Source organism: Vreelandella xerophytica, assembly GCF_968048975.1.
Genome location: NZ_OZ309106.1, coordinates 2869061 through 2888695, shown reverse-complemented (window position 1 = coordinate 2888695; position 19635 = coordinate 2869061). Strand labels below are relative to the sequence as shown.

The window sequence follows — 19635 nt, the reverse complement described above, 5'->3', positions numbered from 1 at the left end:
ATGATAGTTAATCGTGAATGGTTATAAATCAGCCGTTTTTTATAAGCTAAATTGCATGATGCGTATTCTAGAGGGGCCCTTGGCTTGCGGCAAGCGTAACTGTCACCGGGATACAAGCGCCACTGCCACCGCTATAAAAGCTCCCGCCACCGGTAGATGAGAGCCAGCGCCTCCCGAGGCGATAGATCGTCCACTTCCATGCCTTGCAGTGCTTCCACCACCGGGTGGGGAGCGCTTGCGAACAGATCGTTCTGAAGCGGGGCGCTCTGCGCCGCCTTGTTTGGGCGCTGCTGTTCGTCCACGTCGCGCTGCTCCAGCGTGAGCAGCTTCTCCCGTGCCCGGGAAATCACCTGAGTGGGCACGCCGGCCAGCTGGGCCACCTGTAAACCATAGCTCTGGCTTGCCGGGCCCGCCTCGATGCGGTGCATGAAGACGATGCTGTCGCCATGCTCGGTGGCACTGAGGTGGATGTTGACCACGCCCGGGGCCTGCTCGGGCAGCGCCGTCATCTCGAAATAGTGGGTGGCAAAGAGCGTCAGCGCTCGGGTGGTCGCCAGCTGCTCGGCGCTGGCCCAGGCAAGCGAGAGCCCATCGAAGGTGCTGGTGCCGCGGCCGATCTCGTCCATCAATACCAGGCTCTGCGCGGTGGCATTGTGCAGGATATTGGCGGTTTCGGTCATTTCCACCATGAAGGTGGAGCGCCCGCCGGCCAGGTCATCGGATGAGCCGATACGCGTGAAGATACGATCCAGCGGGCCGATGTCCGCTGCTTGTGCTGGCACGAAGCTGCCACTATGGGCAAGCAGGGCGATCAGTGCGGTCTGGCGCATGTAGGTCGATTTACCGCCCATGTTGGGGCCGGTAATGATCAGCATGTGCTGCTCGGGGGAGAGCGTTATGTCATTGGGCACGAAAGGCGACTGGCTGACCTGCTCCACCACCGGGTGGCGCCCGGCGACAACGTGGATGCCCGTATCTTGCGACAGGTTCGGGCGTACCCAGTCAAGCGCCTCGGCGCGCTCGGCAAAGGCGCACAGCACGTCGAGCTCGGACAGCGCCTGGGAAGTGCCCTGAAGCTCGTGAAGCACGGTGTTCAGTTCACCCATGAGGCGCTCGTAGAGCCATTTCTCGCGCGTCAAGGCGCGGGATTTGGCTGACAGCGCCTTGTCCTCGAACTCCTTGAGCTCGGGGATGATGAAGCGTTCGGCGTTTTTCAGCGTCTGGCGGCGAATGTAGTCTGCCGGCGCCTGCTGGGCCTGAGCGCGGGGCAGCTCGATAAAGTAGCCGTGGACGCGGTTGTAGCCCACCTTCAGGTTGGCAAGGCCGGTGCGCTCGCGCTCGCGCCTTTCAAGCTCGATCAGGTAGTCACCGGCGTTTTCGGCAAGCCCGCGGTGCTCGTCGAGCTCACTATCGAAGCCCTGGGCAATCACGCCACCGTCACGAATGATCACAGGCGGATTGTCGATGATCGCTCGGGTCAGGGTGTCGGCCATCTCCGGATAGGGACGAATGTGCGGTTTCAGGGTGTCGAGGGCGCTGCCGCTCTCCACTTCCTGCAAAAGCCCCTGCAGCGTGGGCAGGGCATTGAGCGCGTCGCGCAGCTTGGCCAGATCCCGCGGGCGGGCACTGTAAAGCGCCACCCGGGCAAGAATGCGCTCGATGTCGCCAAGTTCGGACAGCGCCTCGCGCAGCGCCATATAGGCGCCCTCCAGCGTGAGAAGCGCCACCCCCGCCTGGCGGCCCTGCACGATCTGGGTCTGCCGGAGCGGACGGTTGAGCCAGCGCTTTAGAAGCCGCGAGCCCATGGCGGTGGCGCAGGTGTCCAGCACGCTTGCCAGGGTGTTTTCAACACCGCCCCCCAGGTTGATATCGATTTCCAGATTGCGCCGGCTGGCCGCATCGATCACCACCGCGTCGTCGCGGTTTTCCACGGTTATCGCGGTGACGTGGGGCAGGCGCGAGCGCTGGGTGTCCCGGGCGTAGTCGATCAAGACGCCTGCTGCGACCAGGGCGGTGGTCAGGTGGGCACAGCCAAAGCCGCGTAGATCCTGCACCTCGAACTGATCACAAAGGCTCCGCGTGGCGCTTTCCAGGTCAAACAGCCACTCGCCCTGGCGGCGCAGGCTGCGCTTTTGGGCCCAGGCGTCCGGCAACGTCAGGTTTTCGGGCACGAGGAGTTCCGCCGGGCCCAGGCGGGTCAGCTCGGCCAGCATTTCCGCTTCGCTTTCCACTTCCAGCACGTTGAAGCGTCCACTGGAAAGCTCGAGCCAGGCCAGGCCAAAGTGCTCCTTGCTAGGACAAAGCGCTACCAGCACGTTGTCCCGGCGGGCGTCGAGCAGCGCCTCGTCATGAAGCGTGCCGGGGGTGACGATACGCACTACCTGGCGTTCCACCGGGCCTTTGCTGGTGGCGGGGTCGCCGATCTGTTCGCAAATGGCTACCGACTCGCCGCCCGCCACCAGTCGGGCCAGATACCCTTCGGCGCTGTGGTAAGGTACGCCGGCCATGGGGATGGGCTTTCCACCGCTTTGGCCGCGAGCGGTCAGCGTGATATCCAAAAGTGTGGCGGCGCGCCTGGCATCGTCGAAGAAAAGCTCGTAAAAATCCCCCATCCGGTAAAACAGCAAGACGTCGGGATGATCGCGTTTGATCTTCAGATATTGCGCCATCATTGGCGTGTGCGCGGGGCTGGCCTGTGACATGGGCGTCCTGGTTAGCGTGGCGCAAACCGTTGTTTGCGGCATGTTCTGTGTTCAAGAGCGGTGTTCAAGTACTGGGCTCAAGTAACGTGTTCAAGTTCAGTGTTCAAGTTCTATGGGCAACTGAAACGCAGTATTCTACGCTGAACTGAGTACTTACATGAAGGAGTCTGCATGGTGGCTGGCGCATCTAGCCTGAAAAATCTCGATCTGGCGCTTCTCTCGAAGCGGCTGGGCAAGCTTTGCCTGGAGCAAGGTGTCACGCTGACCACTGCCGAGTCCTGCACCGGAGGGGGGGTCGCCTCGGCCATCACCTCGGCCCCGGGCAGCTCCGGCTACTTTGAAACGGGATTCGTCACCTATTCCAACGCGGCCAAGACCCGCCTTCTGGCCGTGCCTGCCGAAACCCTGGCGACCTTCGGGGCGGTCAGTGAGGCGGTGGTCAACGCCATGGTGGAGGGCGCCTGCCGGGAAAGCGGTGCCTCGCTTGGCGTAGCGGTGAGCGGCGTGGCCGGCCCCGGCGGCGGCAGCGACGAAAAACCCGTCGGGCTTGTCTGGCTGAGCATTGGCGATGAAACCCGCCAGCACGCCCGGCGCTTCATCTTCCCTGGCGACCGTCAGGCGGTACGCGAACAGGCAGTGCGCGAGGCCTTGGCAGGTTTGATACTACATCTTTGCGGTAACCGGCTAGACTGACGCGATAAAGGCCAACGCTTGACTTCAAGGGCCCGACAGCTCGAGCGCCCCTTGCAGCCCAGGTGAATAACTTGCAGGCCAGGCGAATAAATAGATGCCAGGGATTTGTTTAGCGGCCATTGTTTGGCATAATACTGGCTAATTATACAGTTCATCACGAGGAAGCTTTAAATGGCTCAAGACGATAACCGTACGAAAGCTTTGAACGCAGCGCTTAGTCAGATTGACCGCCAGTTCGGTAAAGGCACTGTCATGCGTCTGGGCGATGCGCCCCGGGTAGTCATGCCATCGGTGTCCACCGGCTCGCTGGGGCTGGATATCGCACTTGGCATCGGCGGGCTGCCCTATGGCCGAGTCGTGGAAATCTTTGGCCCGGAATCCTCGGGTAAGACCACGCTGACCCTCTCGGTTATCGCCCAGGCGCAAAAGCAGGGCAAGGTATGCGCCTTCGTGGACGCCGAGCACGCCCTCGATCCAAGCTATGCGGAAAAGCTGGGCATCAACCTGGACGACCTGCTGGTCTCTCAGCCCGATACCGGCGAACAGGCTCTTGAAATCACCGATATGCTGGTGCGCTCCGGCGGTGTCGACGTCATCATCATCGACTCGGTAGCGGCCCTGACGCCCCGCGCCGAAATCGAAGGCGAAATGGGCGACGCTCACGTGGGCCTTCAGGCGCGTCTGATGTCTCAGGCGCTGCGCAAGATCACCGGCAACATCAAGAACGCCAACTGCCTGGTGGTCTTCATCAACCAGATCCGCATGAAGATCGGCGTGATGTTCGGAAGCCCCGAGACCACCACCGGCGGTAACGCGCTGAAGTTCTATTCCAGCGTGCGTCTGGATATCCGTCGTACGGGGTCGGTGAAGTCCGGTGACGAAGTGACGGGTAATGAAACCCGCGTCAAGGTCGTGAAGAACAAGGTGGCGCCGCCTTTCCGTCAGGCCGAGTTCCAGATCCTCTACGGCAAGGGTATCTATCACGCCGGTGAGGTGATCGATCTGGGCGTGCAGTGCAACCTGGTGGACAAGGCCGGGGCCTGGTACAGCTACAAGGGCAACAAGATCGGTCAGGGCAAGGCCAACGCCTCCCAGCATCTGGAAGATAATCCGGCCATCATGGAGGAGATCGAAAGCCAGATCCGTGCCCAGCTACTGGCCCAGCCCGATCCCAAGAAAGAGGAAGCGCCCGCGGTCGATGTCGACGCCGAAGGCGATGATGAACTGCTGTAACCCCCGCCTTGCCGGAGGGTTTCATGTTCGGTAATGAGAGTGCTACCCCGCGCGGGGTAGCCATCGGGCTGCTGGCTCGGCGCGAATACTCTCGCGCCGAGCTTTACGAAAAGCTCGCCCGCAAGGAGTTCGACGCCGATGATATCCAGGCCTGTCTGGACGCCCTTGAAGAGCAGGGGCTTCAGTCGGATGTGCGCTTTGCCGAAAGCTTCGTGCGTTCGCGTATCCTTCGGGGCCAGGGGCCTGTGCGTATCAAGGCAGAGCTGAGAACCCGCGGTATCGCCCAGGACACATTGCTCGCCGCCATGGCCCTGGTGGAAGAGCAGGAGGCCGTCGACTGGTTCGAACTTGCCGCGCAAACCTTCCATCGGCGCTTCAACGCCGGTGTCAGCCTGACGCCCAAGGAGCGTGCCAGGCACGAGCGCTTTCTGGCCAATCGCGGCTTCAACTTCGATCAGATCCGCTACGCGCTTTCCCCTTCAGACGCCTGAACCTTTCTCTTGATATTCCTTGTTTGCCGCGACCATGCGCATCGTGGCTTTAGTCGCGTGCCAACTTCGTTATAATGGATGTTTTGCGTGCCCTGGGTGGCGGCGACAGCGCCTTGGGGCATCTCGCTCTATTGCACGGATACCCTATGAAAAGCGCAGAGATCAGGCAGGCCTTTCTATCCTATTTTGAAGAGCACGGGCATACCGTGGTCCCCACCAGTTCCCTGGTACCCGGCAACGACCCCACGCTCTTGTTCACCAACGCAGGCATGGTGCCGTTCAAGGACGTTTTCCTGGGCCGCGACCCGCGGCCCTACGTGCGCGCCACGTCGTCACAGCGCTGCGTGCGCGCCGGTGGCAAGCACAACGACCTGGATAACGTCGGCTATACCGCGCGCCACCACACCTTTTTCGAAATGCTGGGCAACTTCAGCTTCGGCGATTATTTCAAGCATGATGCCATTCGTTTTGCCTGGACGTTTCTGACCGAGACCCTGGGGCTTCCCAGGGAGAAGCTTTGGGTGACCGTGCATGTCAGCGACGATGAAGCCGAGCGGATCTGGAAAGACGAGATCGGCATCGACCCGGAACGCTTCTCGAAGCTCGATGAAGATAACTTCTGGCAGATGGGGGACACCGGTCCGTGTGGCCCCAGCTCGGAAATCTTCTTCGACCACGGCGCTGACGTGTGGGGCGGGCCTCCGGGAAGCCCGGAAGAAGACGGTGACCGTTACATCGAGATCTGGAACCTGGTCTTCATGCAGTTCGACCGGGACAGCGAGGGCACGCTGAATCCGCTGCCCAAGCCCTCCATCGATACCGGTATGGGGCTCGAGCGCGTGGCGGCGGTGATGCAGGGCGTGCACTCCAACTACGAGATCGACCTCTTCCAGAACCTGCTGGCCGCGGCGGCGAAGGCCACCGGCGCAAGCGACACCCAGGCGCCGTCGCTTCGCGTCATTGCCGATCACATTCGCTCCTGCGCGTTTTTGATCGCCGACGGCGTACTGCCGTCCAACGAAGGTCGCGGCTACGTGCTGCGCCGGATCATTCGCCGTGCGGTGCGCCATGGTCACAAGCTGGGGGCCACCGAGCCGTTCTTCCATGAGCTGGTCGCCGCGCTCGATAGCGAGATGGGGGACGCCTACCCGGAGCTTCGCGCCGCCCGCGAGCAGATCACCCGGGTCCTGCTGAAAGAGGAAGAGCAGTTCGCCCGCACCCTCGATCATGGCATGGGGCTTCTTTCTGATGCGCTGGAAACGCTCTCCGGCGATACGCTTTCCGGTGAGACCGTCTTCAAGCTTTACGACACCTACGGCTTCCCCTTCGATCTAACGGCCGACGTGTGCCGCGAGCGCGGCGTCAACGTGGACGAGGCGGGCTTTCATGAGGCGCTGGAAGTCCAGCGCGAACGCGCCCGGGCGGCCAGCCAGTTTGGCGCCGACTACAGCGCCAACATCGAAATCGACGGCACTACCGACTTCACCGGTTACGAGCGCCTGATTGACGAGGCGAAGGTGACTGCGCTGGTGGATGGCGAAGGCAACGCCCTGGCCGCGCTCGAAGCGGGGCAGAAGGGTACCGTGGTGCTGGATCGTACGCCGTTTTATGGCGAATCCGGTGGCCAGGTGGGCGATACCGGTTACCTGCATGTCGAGGGTGGGCGCTTCCAGGTCACCGATACCCAGAAGCAGAATGGCCACCATCTGCACCAGGGGGTGATGGTGGAAGGCACACTCGCGGTGGGCGCCGACGTTCGTGGCGAAGTCGATACCGGCCTGCGCGCGGCCACCGTGCGCAACCATTCGGCGACTCACCTGCTCCACGAAGCGCTGCGTATCGTGCTGGGTGACCACGTTCAGCAGAAGGGCTCGCTGGTCAATGCCGAGCGGCTGCGTTTCGACTTCAGCCACTTCGAAGCGATGACGGCGGAGCAGCTCAAGGAGGTCGAGCGGCTGGTCAACGAGCAGATTCTGGCCAACGCGCCGACCAGAATCGAACAGATGAGCCTTGATCAGGCCAAGGCCAAGGGCGCGGCGGCGCTTTTCGAGGCCAAGTACGCCGATAACGTCCGCGTGCTCACCATCGGTGCCGACGACTTCTCCATCGAGCTTTGCGGAGGCACCCATGTCGCGCGAAGCGGCGACATCGGCTGCTGTCATATCGTCAGTGAGGCAGGCACCGCCGCCGGCGTTCGCCGGATCGAGGCGATTACCGGCGAAAACGCGCTGGCCTATTTCTATCAGCAGGAAGCCGCGCTCGAGCGGCTGGGGGCGCGGCTCAAGACCAAGCCCGAGCAGGTCGAGGCGCGGGTGGAGTCGCTTTTCGAGCGTAACCGCACGCTTGAAAAAGAAATCGAGCAGCTCAAGGCGAAGCTTGCCAGTAGCGCCGGTAGCGACATGCTGAGCCAGGTGCAGGAAGTGGGCGGTGTGAAGCTTCTGGCTACCCAGCTTGAAGGCGTATCCGGCAAGGACCTGCGAGGTCTGCTGGATCAGCTCAAGCAAAAGCTCGCCTCCGGGGTGGTTCTTCTGGCGGTGGCCGATCAGGCTGCGGGCAAGGTGAGCCTGATTGCTGGCGTCACCGATGATCTGACCGGGCGGGTGAAAGCCGGCGAGCTCGTCAACCACGTGGCCGCTCAGGTAGGTGGAAAAGGGGGTGGGCGGGCCGATATGGCCCAGGCCGGGGGTAGCCAACCCGAGGCCTTGCCGGGGGCGCTCGAGAGCGTACCGGCCTGGTTGGAAAGCGTGCTCTAAGCAAGGGGCCGTTGGCAGCGTTGCCTCCGGCCTTTTTTATATTCATCGGCGTAGTAGCTGGCGCGGGTTTCCAACGCCAATGCCGGGCTAGTCTACTATTACTCTTTTACTCCGAACCCATAGGGAAAATGGCATATGGCACTATACGTACAAAAGTTCGGCGGTACTTCGGTGGGCTCTGTCGACCGTATCAAGGCCGTGGCTGAAAAGGTGAAAGGCTTTCGCGATCAGGGGCACCAGATCGTCGTGGTGGTGTCTGCCATGAGCGGCGAGACCAATCGGCTGACCGATATGGCCCACGCCCTGAACGAAGACCCGGCGCCGCGGGAGATGGACATGCTCTTGTCCACCGGCGAACAGGTGACGATTTCCCTGCTCGCCATGGCGCTTCAGCAACTGGGCGTGTCGGCCACCTCCCACACCGGCGCCCAGGTGGGGATTCACACCGACAACGCCTACACCAAGGCGCGGATCCAGCGTATTGAAACCGACGATCTGAAAAGCGACCTGAACGCCGGCAAGGTAGTGGTCGTGGCAGGCTTTCAAGGGGTGGATGAAGACGGCAATATCACAACGCTGGGCCGGGGCGGTTCCGACACCACCGGCGTGGCACTCGCCGCTGCCCTCGGCGCCGATGAATGCCAGATCTACACCGATGTCGATGGCGTTTACACCACCGACCCCCGGGTGTGCTCCAAGGCCCAGCGCCTTGAAAGCATTACCGTCGAGGAAATGCTGGAGCTTGCAAGCCTGGGTTCCAAGGTGCTGCAGATTCGCGCGGTGGAGTTTGCCGGCAAGTACAATGTTCCCCTTCGGGTGCTATCGAGCTTTGAAGATGGCCCCGGTACCCTGATTGTTGCAGATGCTGACCAAGACGAGGATTCCATGGAAGAACCGCTGATCTCCGGTATTGCTTTTACCAAGAACGAAGCCAAACTGACCCTTTTGCATACGCCTGACGTCCCCGGCGTTGCCTCGCGTATTCTGGGCCCCATTGCCGACGCCAATATCGAAGTCGACATGATCGTGCAAAACGTGGCGCCGGCCGGTGACTACACCGATTTTACCTTTACCGTTGCCAAGAACGACTACAAGGCGACCAAGAAGCTGCTTGAAGAGAGCGTGATTCCAGACTTGGGTGGCGGAGAGCTGCGCGGCGACGACAATATCGCCAAGGTATCGCTCGTCGGGGTTGGAATGCGCTCTCATGCCGGTGTCGCATCCAAGATGTTTCGTGTGCTGGCCGACGAGAACGTCAATATCCGCATGGTCTCCACTTCTGAAATCAAGATTTCCGTGGTGATTGACGAAAAACATATGGAGCTTGCGGTCAACGCATTGCACAAGGCGTTTGGATTAGACAAGGCGAATGTGGAATCCGAATAACATTTGCGCTCCAAACCTTCTACGCTAAGAGGTAACTTGCTACCAAAGGTGGTGAGCTTTCTTGCAACGGAGGTTCATAGTGTCATGGTGCCAGAGGCAACAGTCGTTGGTGACTGGTGTCGCTTTATCGCATAATAGACGCGGTACGCCTCTGGTGGACACAAACCGTTGTACAAACGTCTGAGAAGGAGATCAGCCATGCTCATCCTAACGCGCCGTGTAGGCGAAACACTGATGATAGGTGATGAGATCACCGTCACAGTGTTAGGTGTGAAAGGTAATCAAGTCAGAATTGGTGTTAACGCCCCCAAGGATGTCGCCGTGCATCGCGAAGAAATTTACCAGCGAATTCAGCGCGAGCGCGATACCGAAAGCGAACCCGAATAAATGGCGGCTTATACCACGCCCATTACAGGGCGTTTAAGCGCTAACCTGTAGCCGGCGCGAAAAAATATCTGTTTAAGTCTGGACAAGCACCAGTATTATCGGTAATATTCGCGCCGTGCCGTTGAGGAGAGGTGGCCGAGTGGCTGAAGGCGCTCCCCTGCTAAGGGAGTATAGGGTTTATAGCCCTATCGAGGGTTCGAATCCCTCTCTCTCCGCCAACTGCATGACCTGTAACATGATTGCCTGAAGAGCAATTGCTACAAGATAAGCGCCCGTAGCTCAGCTGGATAGAGTATCTGACTACGAATCAGAGGGTCGGAGGTTCGAATCCTCCCGGGCGCGCCATCTTGCAAGCCTCAAGTGCTTTTATCTCAACGTTTTGATATAACAAGCCTTTTGTTGCCAAGTAATTGATGTTACACTGTTTTTGTCAATCAAATGACGATCAAGCGCCCGTAGCTCAGCTGGATAGAGTATCTGACTACGAATCAGAGGGTCGGAGGTTCGAATCCTCCCGGGCGCGCCAGATTCCAGGAAAACCCGCCTTGCCAAAGGCGGGTTTTCTGCGTTCGCACCGATACCTGACGCTAATTTCTGAATGAGTCGGTGAAAAAGTGGGACCTAGCGCATGAGGGTGGCTCGCGCCCTCAGCGGTCGTTTAAAACGCCTGCCACACTAGTGGTCAGGCGTTTTTTTTGCTTCAAGCGTAGGCGGGATGGGTCATGAGCGACGGGCCTGGGTCAAGCTCGCGAAGAAGAGTATCCAGGCAGGTGATGCGCTTCAAGCGCTGAAAATGTTGATTGGCTTCGTTGCTGCCCTGGCGCATCTGAGCCAGCCACTGCTTGACCAGCGACACCACGACGCGTTCCGGCAGCGTTTCGTTTTGCTGGCGGGCGTAGTCGGTGATGACCCGGGCGCGCATGGCCCAGGTGGTCTCGGCAAGGCGCTCGCCGGTTTGCAGCCAGTGCCGGATGCGCGGGGCAAGCCACGGATCGGCCAAGGCGCTTCGGCCCAGCATCACATCCTCGCAGCCAGACAGGGTGCGGGCCTTCCAGTAATCCTCCAGTGTCCAGATATCGCCGTTGGCTACCACGGGAATGGCAAGCTTTGCACGAATCTTGCCAATCCACTCCCAGTGCGCCGGCGGCCGATAACCCTCGTCGCGGGTACGCCCGTGCACGACCAGGCGCGCCGCGCCTCCGGCCTGGGCCGCCAGGGCACAGGCAACCGCCAGTCGCCGGTCTGAAAACCCCAGGCGAATCTTGGCGGTGACCGGGATACGCCCCTCCAGCGCCTCGAATACCGCATTGACGGCTTGATAGACCCGCTCGGGGCGGCGCAGAAGCGACGCACCGCCGTCGTGGCGGTTGACGAGCTTGGCAGGACAACCAAAGTTGAGATCGATGCTCCGAGCGCCTAGTGCGGCGGCTTGACGGGCATTGGCGGCCAGTGCTTGAGGGTCCGAGCCGAGAAGCTGCAGGTGTACCGGCACGCCGCTGGGCGTGGCAATACTTTCAAGAGCAAGTTCAGGGCAGTGCTTGTAAAACACTCGGGGCGGCAAGCATGCATCCACCACGCGCACAAATTCGGTCACCGTCCAGTCAAAACCGGCTTCACGGGTAAGAAGGTCGCGGGTCAGCGCATCGATGACACCTTCCATGGGTGCCAGACCTATTTCACCCTTTTGTAGTAAATTAACAACCATGCCTTCCACTTTAGCGTCATTGCATTCTATGCTGGATGTGGCAGGTTAGAGTATTGTCCTCACTGCGCCAAGCGCCTTTGGAGGCGTTTGGTGTGCCAATTGCTGCCATGACCGAGGGGGTGGGCTATGCAAGAAAGTAAACTGCTTCAGGAGGGCCTGGCCCTGATGGGGCTGGGAATGGGATTCGTATTTGTTTTTCTTACCATTTTAGTGGTCAGCGTAACGCTGATGTCCGCATTGGTCACCCGCTTGCAACCCGCCCGCGAGGCCGTTTCCGAACGCGCCAGAGCAGCCGCGCCCGCTGCTCGGCAGGGCAATGACGAGGATGTGATGGTCGTCATCTCTGCTGCGGTGCATCGATACCGCGCCTCGCGTAAACGATAACGACACGATAGCGTAGCGAACTTTACAAAGTGGATGGTTGGATTTTGTTAAGTTTACTACAAAATAATCTCTTTTCCTGAGTAGAGAGCATGAACGAGAATAAACGTCCCTTAGGCATTACCGACGTCGTCCTGCGCGATGCCCATCAGTCGCTGTTTGCGACCCGCCTTCGCCTTGAAGACATGCTGCCCATTGCAGAAAAGCTCGATAATATCGGCTACTGGTCCCTGGAAACCTGGGGAGGGGCTACGTTCGATGCGTGCATTCGCTATCTGGGAGAAGACCCCTGGGAGCGGATTCGTGCGCTGAAAGAGGCAATGCCCAATACGCCGCAGGCGATGCTTCTGCGCGGCCAGAACCTCTTGGGCTATCGCCACTATGCCGATGATGTCGTGGATAAATTCGTCGAGCGTGCCAAGGTCAACGGTGTCGATGTCTTTCGTGTCTTCGATGCGATGAACGACCCGCGCAACCTGGAGCGTGCGATCCAGGCCGTGCGCCGGGTCGGCGGTCACGCCCAGGGGACCATCTCCTATACGGTCAGCCCGGTACATACGCTGGATAGCTGGGTCGAGCTTGCCAAGACCATCGCCGATATGGGCGCCGACTCACTGGCCATCAAGGACATGGCGGGCCTGCTCACGCCCTACACCGCCTTTGAACTGGTCACGCGGCTTAAAAAAGCGCTTTCCATACCGGTACACCTGCATTGCCATGCCACTACCGGGCTTTCCACCTCGACCATTCTGAAAGCGGTGGAGGCGGGGGTCGATAACGTCGATACGGCCATTTCGTCGATGTCGATGACCTACGGCCACAGCCCGACGGAATCGGTCGTGGCGATGCTCAAGGATACCGACCGCGACACCGGCCTTGACCTTGAAGCCCTTGAAGATATCGCCGGCTACTTTCGCGAGGTGCGCAAGAAATACGCGGCCTTTGAAGGCTCGCTCAGAGGTATCGACTCACGCATTCTGGTGGCGCAGGTGCCCGGTGGCATGCTCACCAACATGGAAAGCCAGCTCAAGGAGCAGGGCGCCGGCGACAAGCTTGACGACGTGCTGAGCGAAATTCCTCGCGTGCGTGAAGACCTGGGTTTCATCCCGTTGGTCACACCGACATCGCAGATGGTGGGCACCCAGGCGGTCATGAACGTGATGATGGGCGAGCGCTACAAGTCGATCTCCAAGGAAGTACAGGCGCTTTTGAAAGGGGAGTACGGCGCCGCGCCGGCGCCGTTCAGCTCGGAGCTGCAAGAGCGGGTTCTTGACGGTGGCGAGCCGATCACCAGCCGTCCGGCGGACATCCTGTCGCCCGAGATGGAGCGTCTGGAGGGTGAGCTTGAAGAGAAAGCCCGCACCGAAAGCATTCGTCTGGCGGAGAGCGAGCAGCGCCTGGACGACGTACTGACCTACGCCTTGTTCCCGCAGATCGGTCTGAAGTTTCTGAAAAACCGCGATAACCCGGATGCCTTCGAGCCCGTACCCGAGGCCGAAAGACGCAGCCCAGCGCAAAGCGTTGAAAAAACCAGCACGCCGGTCGCCCCGGCCCCGGCTCAAGGGCCTGAAACCTATACCGTCAAGCTCAACGGCAAGGCGTATGTGGTGGAGGTGTCCGAAGGCGGCGACATTAGTCAGGTAAGCGAAACGCCGGCGTCGAGCGCGCCTGCACCGCAAGCCCCGCCAAGTGTGCCAAGCGGCGAAGCGGTGTCGGCGCCTCTAGCCGGCAACATCTTCAAGGTGAACGTGAAGGTGGGCGATCAGGTAGCCGAGGGCGATGTGGTGATCATTCTGGAGGCCATGAAGATGGAAACCGAAGTGCGCGCCCAAAGCGCCGGTACGGTGTCCCGTGTCAACGTGAGCGAGGGTGATAGCGTCGCCGTGGGCGACTCCCTGGTCGAGCTTTAAGGGCATTCGGTAATGGATAAATTAATCACCCTTTGGGAGGGGTCGGGGCTTTATAACCTCGCTCTCGGCCAGGCCGTCATGATCGTGGTGGCGCTGGTGCTTCTGTATCTGGCCATCTACAAGAAATTCGAGCCGCTCTTGCTGGTGCCGATCGGGTTTGGTGGCATTCTGGCCAACATCCCTGAGGCGGGGCTTGCGATTTCGGCGCTCGATCAGGCCATCGAGGTGGCGCGTCCGGCGCTCTTGCAGCAGTTGGGCCTCGCACTCGGCGTGACGCTCGACCCGCTGGCCGGGGCGGATGCCTGGCGAGAGGCGCTCAAGGCGGTGGCTCACACTGCCCCATTGGAGCAATTGCGCGCCGCGCGGGATATCGCCATGGGCGCGGGCTACAGCAACGGCGTGCTGTATAGCTTCTATAACGTGGCCATTGCCTCGGGTATCGCGCCCTTGATCATCTTCATGGGTGTGGGGGCGATGACCGATTTTGGCCCCTTGCTAGCCAATCCGCGCACCCTCTTTCTGGGGGCGGCGGCGCAGTTCGGTATCTTTGCGACGCTCTTCGGCGCGGTGTTGCTCACCTCGATGGGCGTGATGGATTTCTCGCTCAATCAAGCAGCGGCCATCGGGATCATTGGCGGGGCGGACGGGCCTACCTCGATCTACGTTTCAAGCGTACTGGCACCGGAGCTTCTGGGTGCCATCGCCGTGGCGGCCTACGCCTACATGGCGCTGGTACCCCTGATCCAGCCCCCCATCATGCGTCTTCTGACGACCGAAAAAGAGCGTCAGATCGCCATGACTCAGCTGCGTCCGGTGTCCAAGCTCGAGAAGATCGTCTTCCCCTTGATGCTGCTGATATTGGTGGCGCTGTTTCTGCCGGATGCGGCGCCGCTTCTGGGCATGTTCTGCTTTGGTAATCTGATGCGCGAATGCGGCGTGGTGGAACGTCTGGCGGATACGGCCCAGAACGCGCTGATCAACATTGTCACCATCGTGCTGGGACTCTCGGTAGGTTCCAAGCTGATGGCGGAGAGCTTTCTGGCCTTCGAGACGCTGGGCATTCTGGGGCTAGGGATCGTGGCCTTCGGTATCGGCACGGCGGCGGGTGTGTTGATGGCCAAGCTGATGAACCTGGTGAGTAAAATGCCGATCAATCCGTTGATTGGTGCGGCCGGTGTCTCCGCGGTGCCGATGGCGGCGCGGGTAGCCAACAAGGTAGGGCTCGAGTCGAACCCGCATAACTTCCTGTTGATGCACGCCATGGGGCCGAACGTGGCCGGGGTGATCGGTTCGGCGGTAGCCGCCGGGGTGATGATCAAGTATCTGGGGTAAGTCTTAAACCGCTTGGCAGGCTGGTGGTGCCGTGTCGACCCGCCCTGCGCGAGGGCGCTGTACATACCTCCGTGTACGCTAACTTTCGCCATCCAGGGCGAAAGACCCTCGCTACTGGCTGCTTGAAACCGCAGACACGGTGGCGATCGTTAAAGCACGAACCCGAAGCGCGGGTAAGCCAACGGGCGCACCCGCGGATCTTGCGACCCGCCGCAAAGCCGTGCCCCGCGCGGTCGAGGGTTCGGTGGCACAAGCCGGGGCGGCTAACGCCGCCGTCGCGGGTGCCTCGCTGACGCTCGTTACACCGCGCTACGATGAGGCACCTTCATGCGCGGAAGTATCAAAAACGCGCCTGACAACCTCTCCTCAGGGTATTCATGGCCTAACGGAAATGCATAAAAAGTCCGTCATCAGTCATTGATACCGGACTATCGCTCGTCAGATGATGAGTGAAAACCTTAACTGACTGGCATTACGCTTTAGCGGGCTTTTAACACTTCTGTATATCCAGCGTGCTCTTCAAGCGGTTTTCCAGTGCGGTGAAGTCTGCAGCCTCGTCTTTGGGCCAGGCCACGGTGAGCGTGACGCCCTGGCCGTCGTAGTCGGCGGCGGCAATCGGCGCGCGCTGCTCTTCGAAATAGGCGCGGGCCTGAGCTTCCTGGGCAAAACCCACTTTCAAAAGGTAGTATTCGCGCTCGACGATTTCCCGGGTGGGCAGGGTTTCGAGCGCCTTGTTGACGGCCTGGGCGTAGGCGCGGGCAAGACCGCCGGTGCCCAGTTTGGTGCCGCCGAAATAGCGAATGACCACGCAGCCCACTTCGCCAAGCTGGCTTCCCTGCAACGATTGGAACATCGGCCGGCCGGCGGTACCGCCGGGCTCTCCGTCATCGGAAAAGCCGATGGCGGTCTGCTCGCCGGGCGGGCCTGCAATGAAGGCGCTGCAGTGATGGCTGGCGCCGGGATGGGCCGCTCTGGCTGCTTTCAAGAGCGCTTCAAGGGCGGCCGGGGCCGGGGCGTGGCAAACCCAGGCGATGAACTGGCTTTTTTCGACCGTGATGTCACCGGCGTAATGTTCTTCGGGGGAAAGGCGCGGGGCTTGGTAACGCAAACAGGGCTCCCCAGGTCAGTAGCGATCAGTGGTGGTCAGTGGCGCTGGGCGTCCTTGGCAGGGCTTTCGATGCCCATCACCATGCCCAGTACCTGGATATCGCCATTATGCAGGAAAACCGCCGGCATCGCCTGGTCTTCGGGGCACAGGCGAACGCCTAGCCGGCTGATCGACAGCTCCTTGAGGGCAACTTCACGCTGATTGATGGTCGCCGTGGCCGTCTCTTGATGCGGCCCCTGCTGATGGCGATGAATCACGATCAGATCGCCGTCGAATAGATTGTACTGCTGCATGCGATGACCGCGAACGCGCAGCGCATAGGTATTGCGCCGAGTGACTTCACGCTCGCCAGTTTGAGGGCGCAGCCCGCCAAGCGCCTTCGTGCCGGGAGCAGCGGGGCGCGTGAGCGTCGGTGTTTCAAGCGGTCGTGGTGCGATCATCGGGTTTTCTCCAACGTTGCGCCTTCCCTGGGCGTAGACAAGTGAAAAGCGACGCATGATGCATGTCTTTTCATACAGTGGTTGGAGTATAAGCCTGTCTTTGCATACAGTGCTAGCCCCTGTGTGAAATCTTCTTGCATGATGCAAGTGCTGCCCTGGATAAATCCTGTAATGGTGCGGGCGTGCGCAGCAAAGCGGCGCGATGCCGCGCCCGGGAACTGGCGAAAAAGCGCCTTTTTGTGTAGAGTGCGCGCGATATTCACGCCTTGGGAGATCCTTTTGAGCCTGCGCCTTCAAGCCCGACAGCTTGCCTGCGAGCGCGACGACCGCTTGCTGTTCCAAGGGCTTGACGTTGATATCAATGCCGGCGAAATCCTGCGCGTCGAAGGCCCCAACGGCAGTGGAAAAACCACGCTTTTGAAGATTCTTTCAGCTCAGCTGAACGATTATCGGGGTGAGCTTTACTATAACGGCGAGTCTTTGCGTAAACGCCGTGACCACTTCCTGGCCAATCTGCTCTATCTAGGTCACGCGCCGGGCGTCAAGGCAGGACTAACCGGGCTTGAAAATCTGGCCTGGTATCAGGCGCTCAGCGGCGAACCCGCTTGTGAAGCGGCCTGTGAGCGCGCACTCTGGAAGGTCGGCCTGGCCGGGTTTGAAGACGTTCCCGCAGGGCAGCTTTCCGCCGGCCAGGCAAGGCGAGTGGCGCTTGCGCGTCTGACGCTGACCGCCCGTGCGCTTTGGGTGCTGGATGAACCCTTTACCGCGATCGACCGTGACGGTGTTGGTGCTCTTGAAGAAACGCTGGCGGCCCATGCCCGTCAGGGCGGCAGCGTGGTGATCACCACCCATCACGCGTTGAGCGAAAGCCGCAAGATCCGACGCATCACCTTGGGCGAGGAGGGCTAGTGGCCAGCGACAACGATCTTTTACTACCGCCCCCTGGCGGGCTTTTCAGGGCGTTCAAGGCCACCCTGGGGCGGGATTTGAAGCTTGCGCTGAGGCATCGAGGCGAAGTACTCAACCCGCTGGTGTTCTATGCACTGGTGATCACGCTCTTTCCGATCGGGATCTCGCCGGATCCTGAGCTTCTAGCCGTGATCGCACCCGGACTTTTATGGGTGGCGGCCCTGTTGGCGGCGCTTCTCTCGCTTGATACGCTCTTTCGCGGCGATTTCGAGGATGGCAGCCTCGAGCAGCTTTTACTGGCGCCGCAGCCGCTGATGGTGCTGGTGCTGGCCAAGGTATGCGTTCACTGGTTGTTGACGGGACTGCCGCTTGCCTTGATGGCCCCCTTTCTCGGGGCGATGCTGGCTCTGCCTTCGGGAAGTTACGTGGTGCTTTCGCTTTCGCTTTCGCTGGGTAGCGCAACGCTCAGCCTGATTGGCGCCATTGGCGCGGCACTGACCGTGGGGCTTGTCCGCGGCGGCGTGCTGCTGTCGCTTTTGATTCTGCCACTGTATATTCCGGTGCTTGTTTTCGGCACGGGCGCTGTACAGGCGGCGGTTGCCTTGGAGAGCGCCGGGGCTTACCTGGCGATTCTGGGAGCGCTGCTGGCGGTGTCGCTGATGCTGGCTCCGCCGGCCATTGCCGCTTCGCTTCGTATCAGTATCAACGGTTGAGGACGCGCGCCATGTGGGCCTTCATTCACAAGTTTGGGTCACCCAAATGGTTTTATGGCTTGAGCGGCAAGCTGGAGCCCTGGTGCTGGGGGCTGGCGGTTACCGCGCTGAGCGTCGGCACGCTATGGGGCCTGGCGGTGGCCCCGGCGGATTACCAGCAGGGTGATAGCTTTCGTATTATCTACGTTCATGTGCCGGCAGCGCTGCTGGCCCAGTCGGTGTTCGTTTCCATGGCGCTTGCAAGTCTTGTCTTCATGGTCTGGAAGATCAAGGTGGCGGACATGGCCGCCTCGGTCATGGCCCCCTTTGGTGCGGCGATGACGTTTGCCGCGCTGTTTTCGGGGGCGGTGTGGGGCGTGCCCACCTGGGGCACCTGGTGGGTGTGGGATGCGCGGCTGACCTCCATGCTGATACTGCTGTTCCTGTATCTGGGGGTCATTGCCATTCGCGGCGCGTTCGCACGCCGGGAAAGCGGGGCTCGGGCCGCTTCGATACTGGCCATGGTCGGGGTGGTCAATATTCCCGTCATCAAGTATTCGGTGGATTGGTGGTATACCCTGCACCAATCCGCTACCTTCACCTTCACCGCTCGCCCGGCCATGCCGGCGTCCATGTGGTTGCCGCTTTTGATCATGCTGGTGGGTTTTTACAGCTTTTTCATTGCGCTTACGCTGATGCGCACCCGCAACGAAATTCTGCGCCGGGAAGGCGACAAGCGGTGGGTGCGTACGTTGATCGACCGGGGGCGGTAATGGCATTCGCTTCCTTGCAGGACTTTTTCGCGATGGGCAGTCACGGCGTTTTTGTGTGGTCCGCCTGGGGGGTCACGATCCTGCTGCTGGTGCTCAGCCTTCTGCAGGCGATCCTCGAGCGTCGAAGGCTGATCAATACGCTCAAGCGCCGCGCCCGTCGCGAGCACGCCCGACGTAGCGACGCCCGACCCGGTTCAGCCACTTCTTCACAGTCCAGAGTTCACGATGACGCCTAAACGCAAGCAGCGGCTTTTCGCCCTCATCGGGGTTATTGCGCTTACGGCCGTGGCCGTGGGACTGACCCTTTATGCACTTTCCGCCAATATCAATCTGTTCTTCAGTCCGGTGCAGATCGCCCAGGGCCAGGCGCCGCTGGAGCGCCAGATCCGCGCTGGTGGGCTTGTCAAGGCGGGGTCTGTTGCCCGCGACCGGGAAAGCCTGGACGTCTCGTTTGTCGTTACCGACTACGTGGATGACGTCAGCGTTTACTACAGCGGCATTCTTCCGGATCTTTTCCGTGAAGGCCAGGGCGTGGTGGTGGTGGGCGAGCTTCAAGCCGATGGGCGGATTCATGCCGACAAGGTGCTGGCCCGTCATGATGAAAACTACATGCCGCCGGAAGTCGCCCAGGCACTGGAAGAGGCGGGGTATTCGCCGGCGGACTATCAGCAAAGGGCTGAACGAGTCGTCAAGCAGCTGGAAGGGCAGGACCGCTCTCGGACAAGCGAGAACTAGCGCTT

General features: G+C 60.6%; 18 protein-coding genes and 3 tRNA genes. 17 read left to right on the top strand and 4 right to left on the bottom strand.

Going from position 1 to position 19635, the window contains the following annotated elements:
• Positions 1–131: 131 nt before the first annotated feature.
• Positions 132–2702, bottom strand: a complete 2571-nt coding sequence (mutS, locus tag ACWF8S_RS13490) for a DNA mismatch repair protein MutS (protein WP_447553869.1) — start codon at positions 2700–2702, stop codon at positions 132–134.
• Between the two features lie 171 nt (positions 2703–2873).
• On the opposite strand from mutS, the gene ACWF8S_RS13485 reads away from it, so the two are divergent.
• The 9 genes from ACWF8S_RS13485 (at position 2874) to ACWF8S_RS13445 (ending at position 10171) form a co-directional block, all read left to right on the top strand.
• Positions 2874–3395, top strand: a complete 522-nt coding sequence (locus ACWF8S_RS13485) for a CinA family protein (RefSeq protein WP_447553868.1) — start codon at positions 2874–2876, stop codon at positions 3393–3395.
• 171 nt (positions 3396–3566) lie between these two features.
• Complete coding sequence (gene recA, locus ACWF8S_RS13480) at positions 3567–4628, top strand: recombinase RecA (RefSeq protein ID WP_447553867.1); 1062 nt, start codon at positions 3567–3569, stop codon at positions 4626–4628.
• 23 nt (positions 4629–4651) lie between these two features.
• Positions 4652–5119 carry a regulatory protein RecX gene (locus ACWF8S_RS13475; protein WP_447553866.1) on the top strand — a complete coding sequence of 156 codons (468 nt, stop codon included), beginning with the start codon at positions 4652–4654 and terminating at the stop codon, positions 5117–5119.
• 146 nt (positions 5120–5265) lie between these two features.
• The gene (alaS, locus tag ACWF8S_RS13470) at positions 5266–7872 is read left to right on the top strand and encodes an alanine--tRNA ligase (RefSeq protein WP_447553865.1); all 2607 of its coding nucleotides are present in this window, start codon (positions 5266–5268) and stop codon (positions 7870–7872) included.
• 135 nt (positions 7873–8007) lie between these two features.
• Positions 8008–9258 carry an aspartate kinase gene (locus ACWF8S_RS13465; RefSeq protein WP_447553864.1) on the top strand — a complete coding sequence of 417 codons (1251 nt, stop codon included), beginning with the start codon at positions 8008–8010 and terminating at the stop codon, positions 9256–9258.
• A gap of 198 nt (positions 9259–9456) precedes the next feature.
• Positions 9457–9645, top strand: a complete 189-nt coding sequence (gene csrA / locus ACWF8S_RS13460) for a carbon storage regulator CsrA (RefSeq protein ID WP_252106858.1) — start codon at positions 9457–9459, stop codon at positions 9643–9645.
• A gap of 125 nt (positions 9646–9770) precedes the next feature.
• A tRNA-Ser gene (locus ACWF8S_RS13455) sits at positions 9771–9863 on the top strand.
• A 50-nt stretch (positions 9864–9913) separates the two neighbouring features.
• Positions 9914–9990, top strand: a tRNA-Arg gene (locus tag ACWF8S_RS13450).
• Between the two features lie 104 nt (positions 9991–10094).
• Positions 10095–10171, top strand: a tRNA-Arg gene (locus ACWF8S_RS13445).
• 174 nt (positions 10172–10345) lie between these two features.
• Here ACWF8S_RS13445 and ACWF8S_RS13440 read toward each other — a convergent pair.
• Positions 10346–11350 carry a tRNA dihydrouridine synthase gene (locus ACWF8S_RS13440; protein ID WP_447553863.1) on the bottom strand — a complete coding sequence of 335 codons (1005 nt, stop codon included), beginning with the start codon at positions 11348–11350 and terminating at the stop codon, positions 10346–10348.
• 126 nt (positions 11351–11476) lie between these two features.
• Between ACWF8S_RS13440 and ACWF8S_RS13435 the strand changes: the two genes are divergently transcribed.
• The 3 genes from ACWF8S_RS13435 (at position 11477) to ACWF8S_RS13425 (ending at position 14973) form a co-directional block, all read left to right on the top strand.
• A complete protein-coding gene (locus tag ACWF8S_RS13435) occupies positions 11477–11734 on the top strand; it encodes an OadG family protein (RefSeq protein ID WP_447553862.1) in 258 nt (85 codons plus the stop codon).
• An 89-nt stretch (positions 11735–11823) separates the two neighbouring features.
• A complete protein-coding gene (oadA, locus tag ACWF8S_RS13430) occupies positions 11824–13641 on the top strand; it encodes a sodium-extruding oxaloacetate decarboxylase subunit alpha (protein ID WP_447553861.1) in 1818 nt (605 codons plus the stop codon).
• Between the two features lie 12 nt (positions 13642–13653).
• The gene (locus tag ACWF8S_RS13425) at positions 13654–14973 is read left to right on the top strand and encodes a sodium ion-translocating decarboxylase subunit beta (RefSeq protein ID WP_447553860.1); all 1320 of its coding nucleotides are present in this window, start codon (positions 13654–13656) and stop codon (positions 14971–14973) included.
• A gap of 490 nt (positions 14974–15463) precedes the next feature.
• On the opposite strand, the gene ACWF8S_RS13420 is transcribed toward ACWF8S_RS13425, so the two are convergent.
• Together ACWF8S_RS13420 and ACWF8S_RS13415 are read right to left on the bottom strand one after the other, a co-directional pair.
• Positions 15464–16081, bottom strand: coding sequence for an IMPACT family protein (locus tag ACWF8S_RS13420; RefSeq protein ID WP_447553859.1), 618 nt, complete (start codon positions 16079–16081; stop codon positions 15464–15466).
• Positions 16082–16116: 35 nt separating this feature from the next.
• Entirely contained in the window at positions 16117–16578 is a 462-nt protein-coding gene (locus ACWF8S_RS13415; RefSeq protein WP_447553857.1) for a LexA family protein, read from the bottom strand.
• A 222-nt stretch (positions 16579–16800) separates the two neighbouring features.
• Here ACWF8S_RS13415 and ccmA point away from each other — a divergent pair, with 222 nt between their 5' ends.
• The 5 genes from ccmA to ccmE are packed head-to-tail and all read left to right on the top strand — an operon-like array spanning position 16801 to position 19630.
• The gene (gene ccmA / locus ACWF8S_RS13410) at positions 16801–17430 is read left to right on the top strand and encodes a cytochrome c biogenesis heme-transporting ATPase CcmA (protein WP_447553856.1); all 630 of its coding nucleotides are present in this window, start codon (positions 16801–16803) and stop codon (positions 17428–17430) included.
• Positions 17430–18143: a heme exporter protein CcmB gene (gene ccmB / locus ACWF8S_RS13405; protein WP_447553855.1), complete on the top strand. Its 714-nt coding sequence runs from the start codon at positions 17430–17432 to the stop codon at positions 18141–18143. The genes ccmA and ccmB overlap by 1 nt, the downstream gene beginning before the upstream one ends.
• 11 nt (positions 18144–18154) lie before the next feature.
• Positions 18155–18895 (top strand): heme ABC transporter permease, encoded by a 741-nt coding sequence (locus ACWF8S_RS13400; RefSeq protein ID WP_447553854.1) that lies wholly within the window; start codon positions 18155–18157, stop codon positions 18893–18895.
• Positions 18895–19131 carry a heme exporter protein CcmD gene (gene ccmD, locus ACWF8S_RS13395; RefSeq protein WP_447553853.1) on the top strand — a complete coding sequence of 79 codons (237 nt, stop codon included), beginning with the start codon at positions 18895–18897 and terminating at the stop codon, positions 19129–19131. Before ACWF8S_RS13400 ends, ccmD begins: the two co-directional genes overlap by 1 nt.
• Complete coding sequence (ccmE, locus tag ACWF8S_RS13390; protein WP_447553852.1) at positions 19121–19630, top strand: cytochrome c maturation protein CcmE; 510 nt, start codon at positions 19121–19123, stop codon at positions 19628–19630. The genes ccmD and ccmE overlap by 11 nt, the downstream gene beginning before the upstream one ends.
• The last annotated feature ends 5 nt before the right edge of the window (positions 19631–19635 follow it).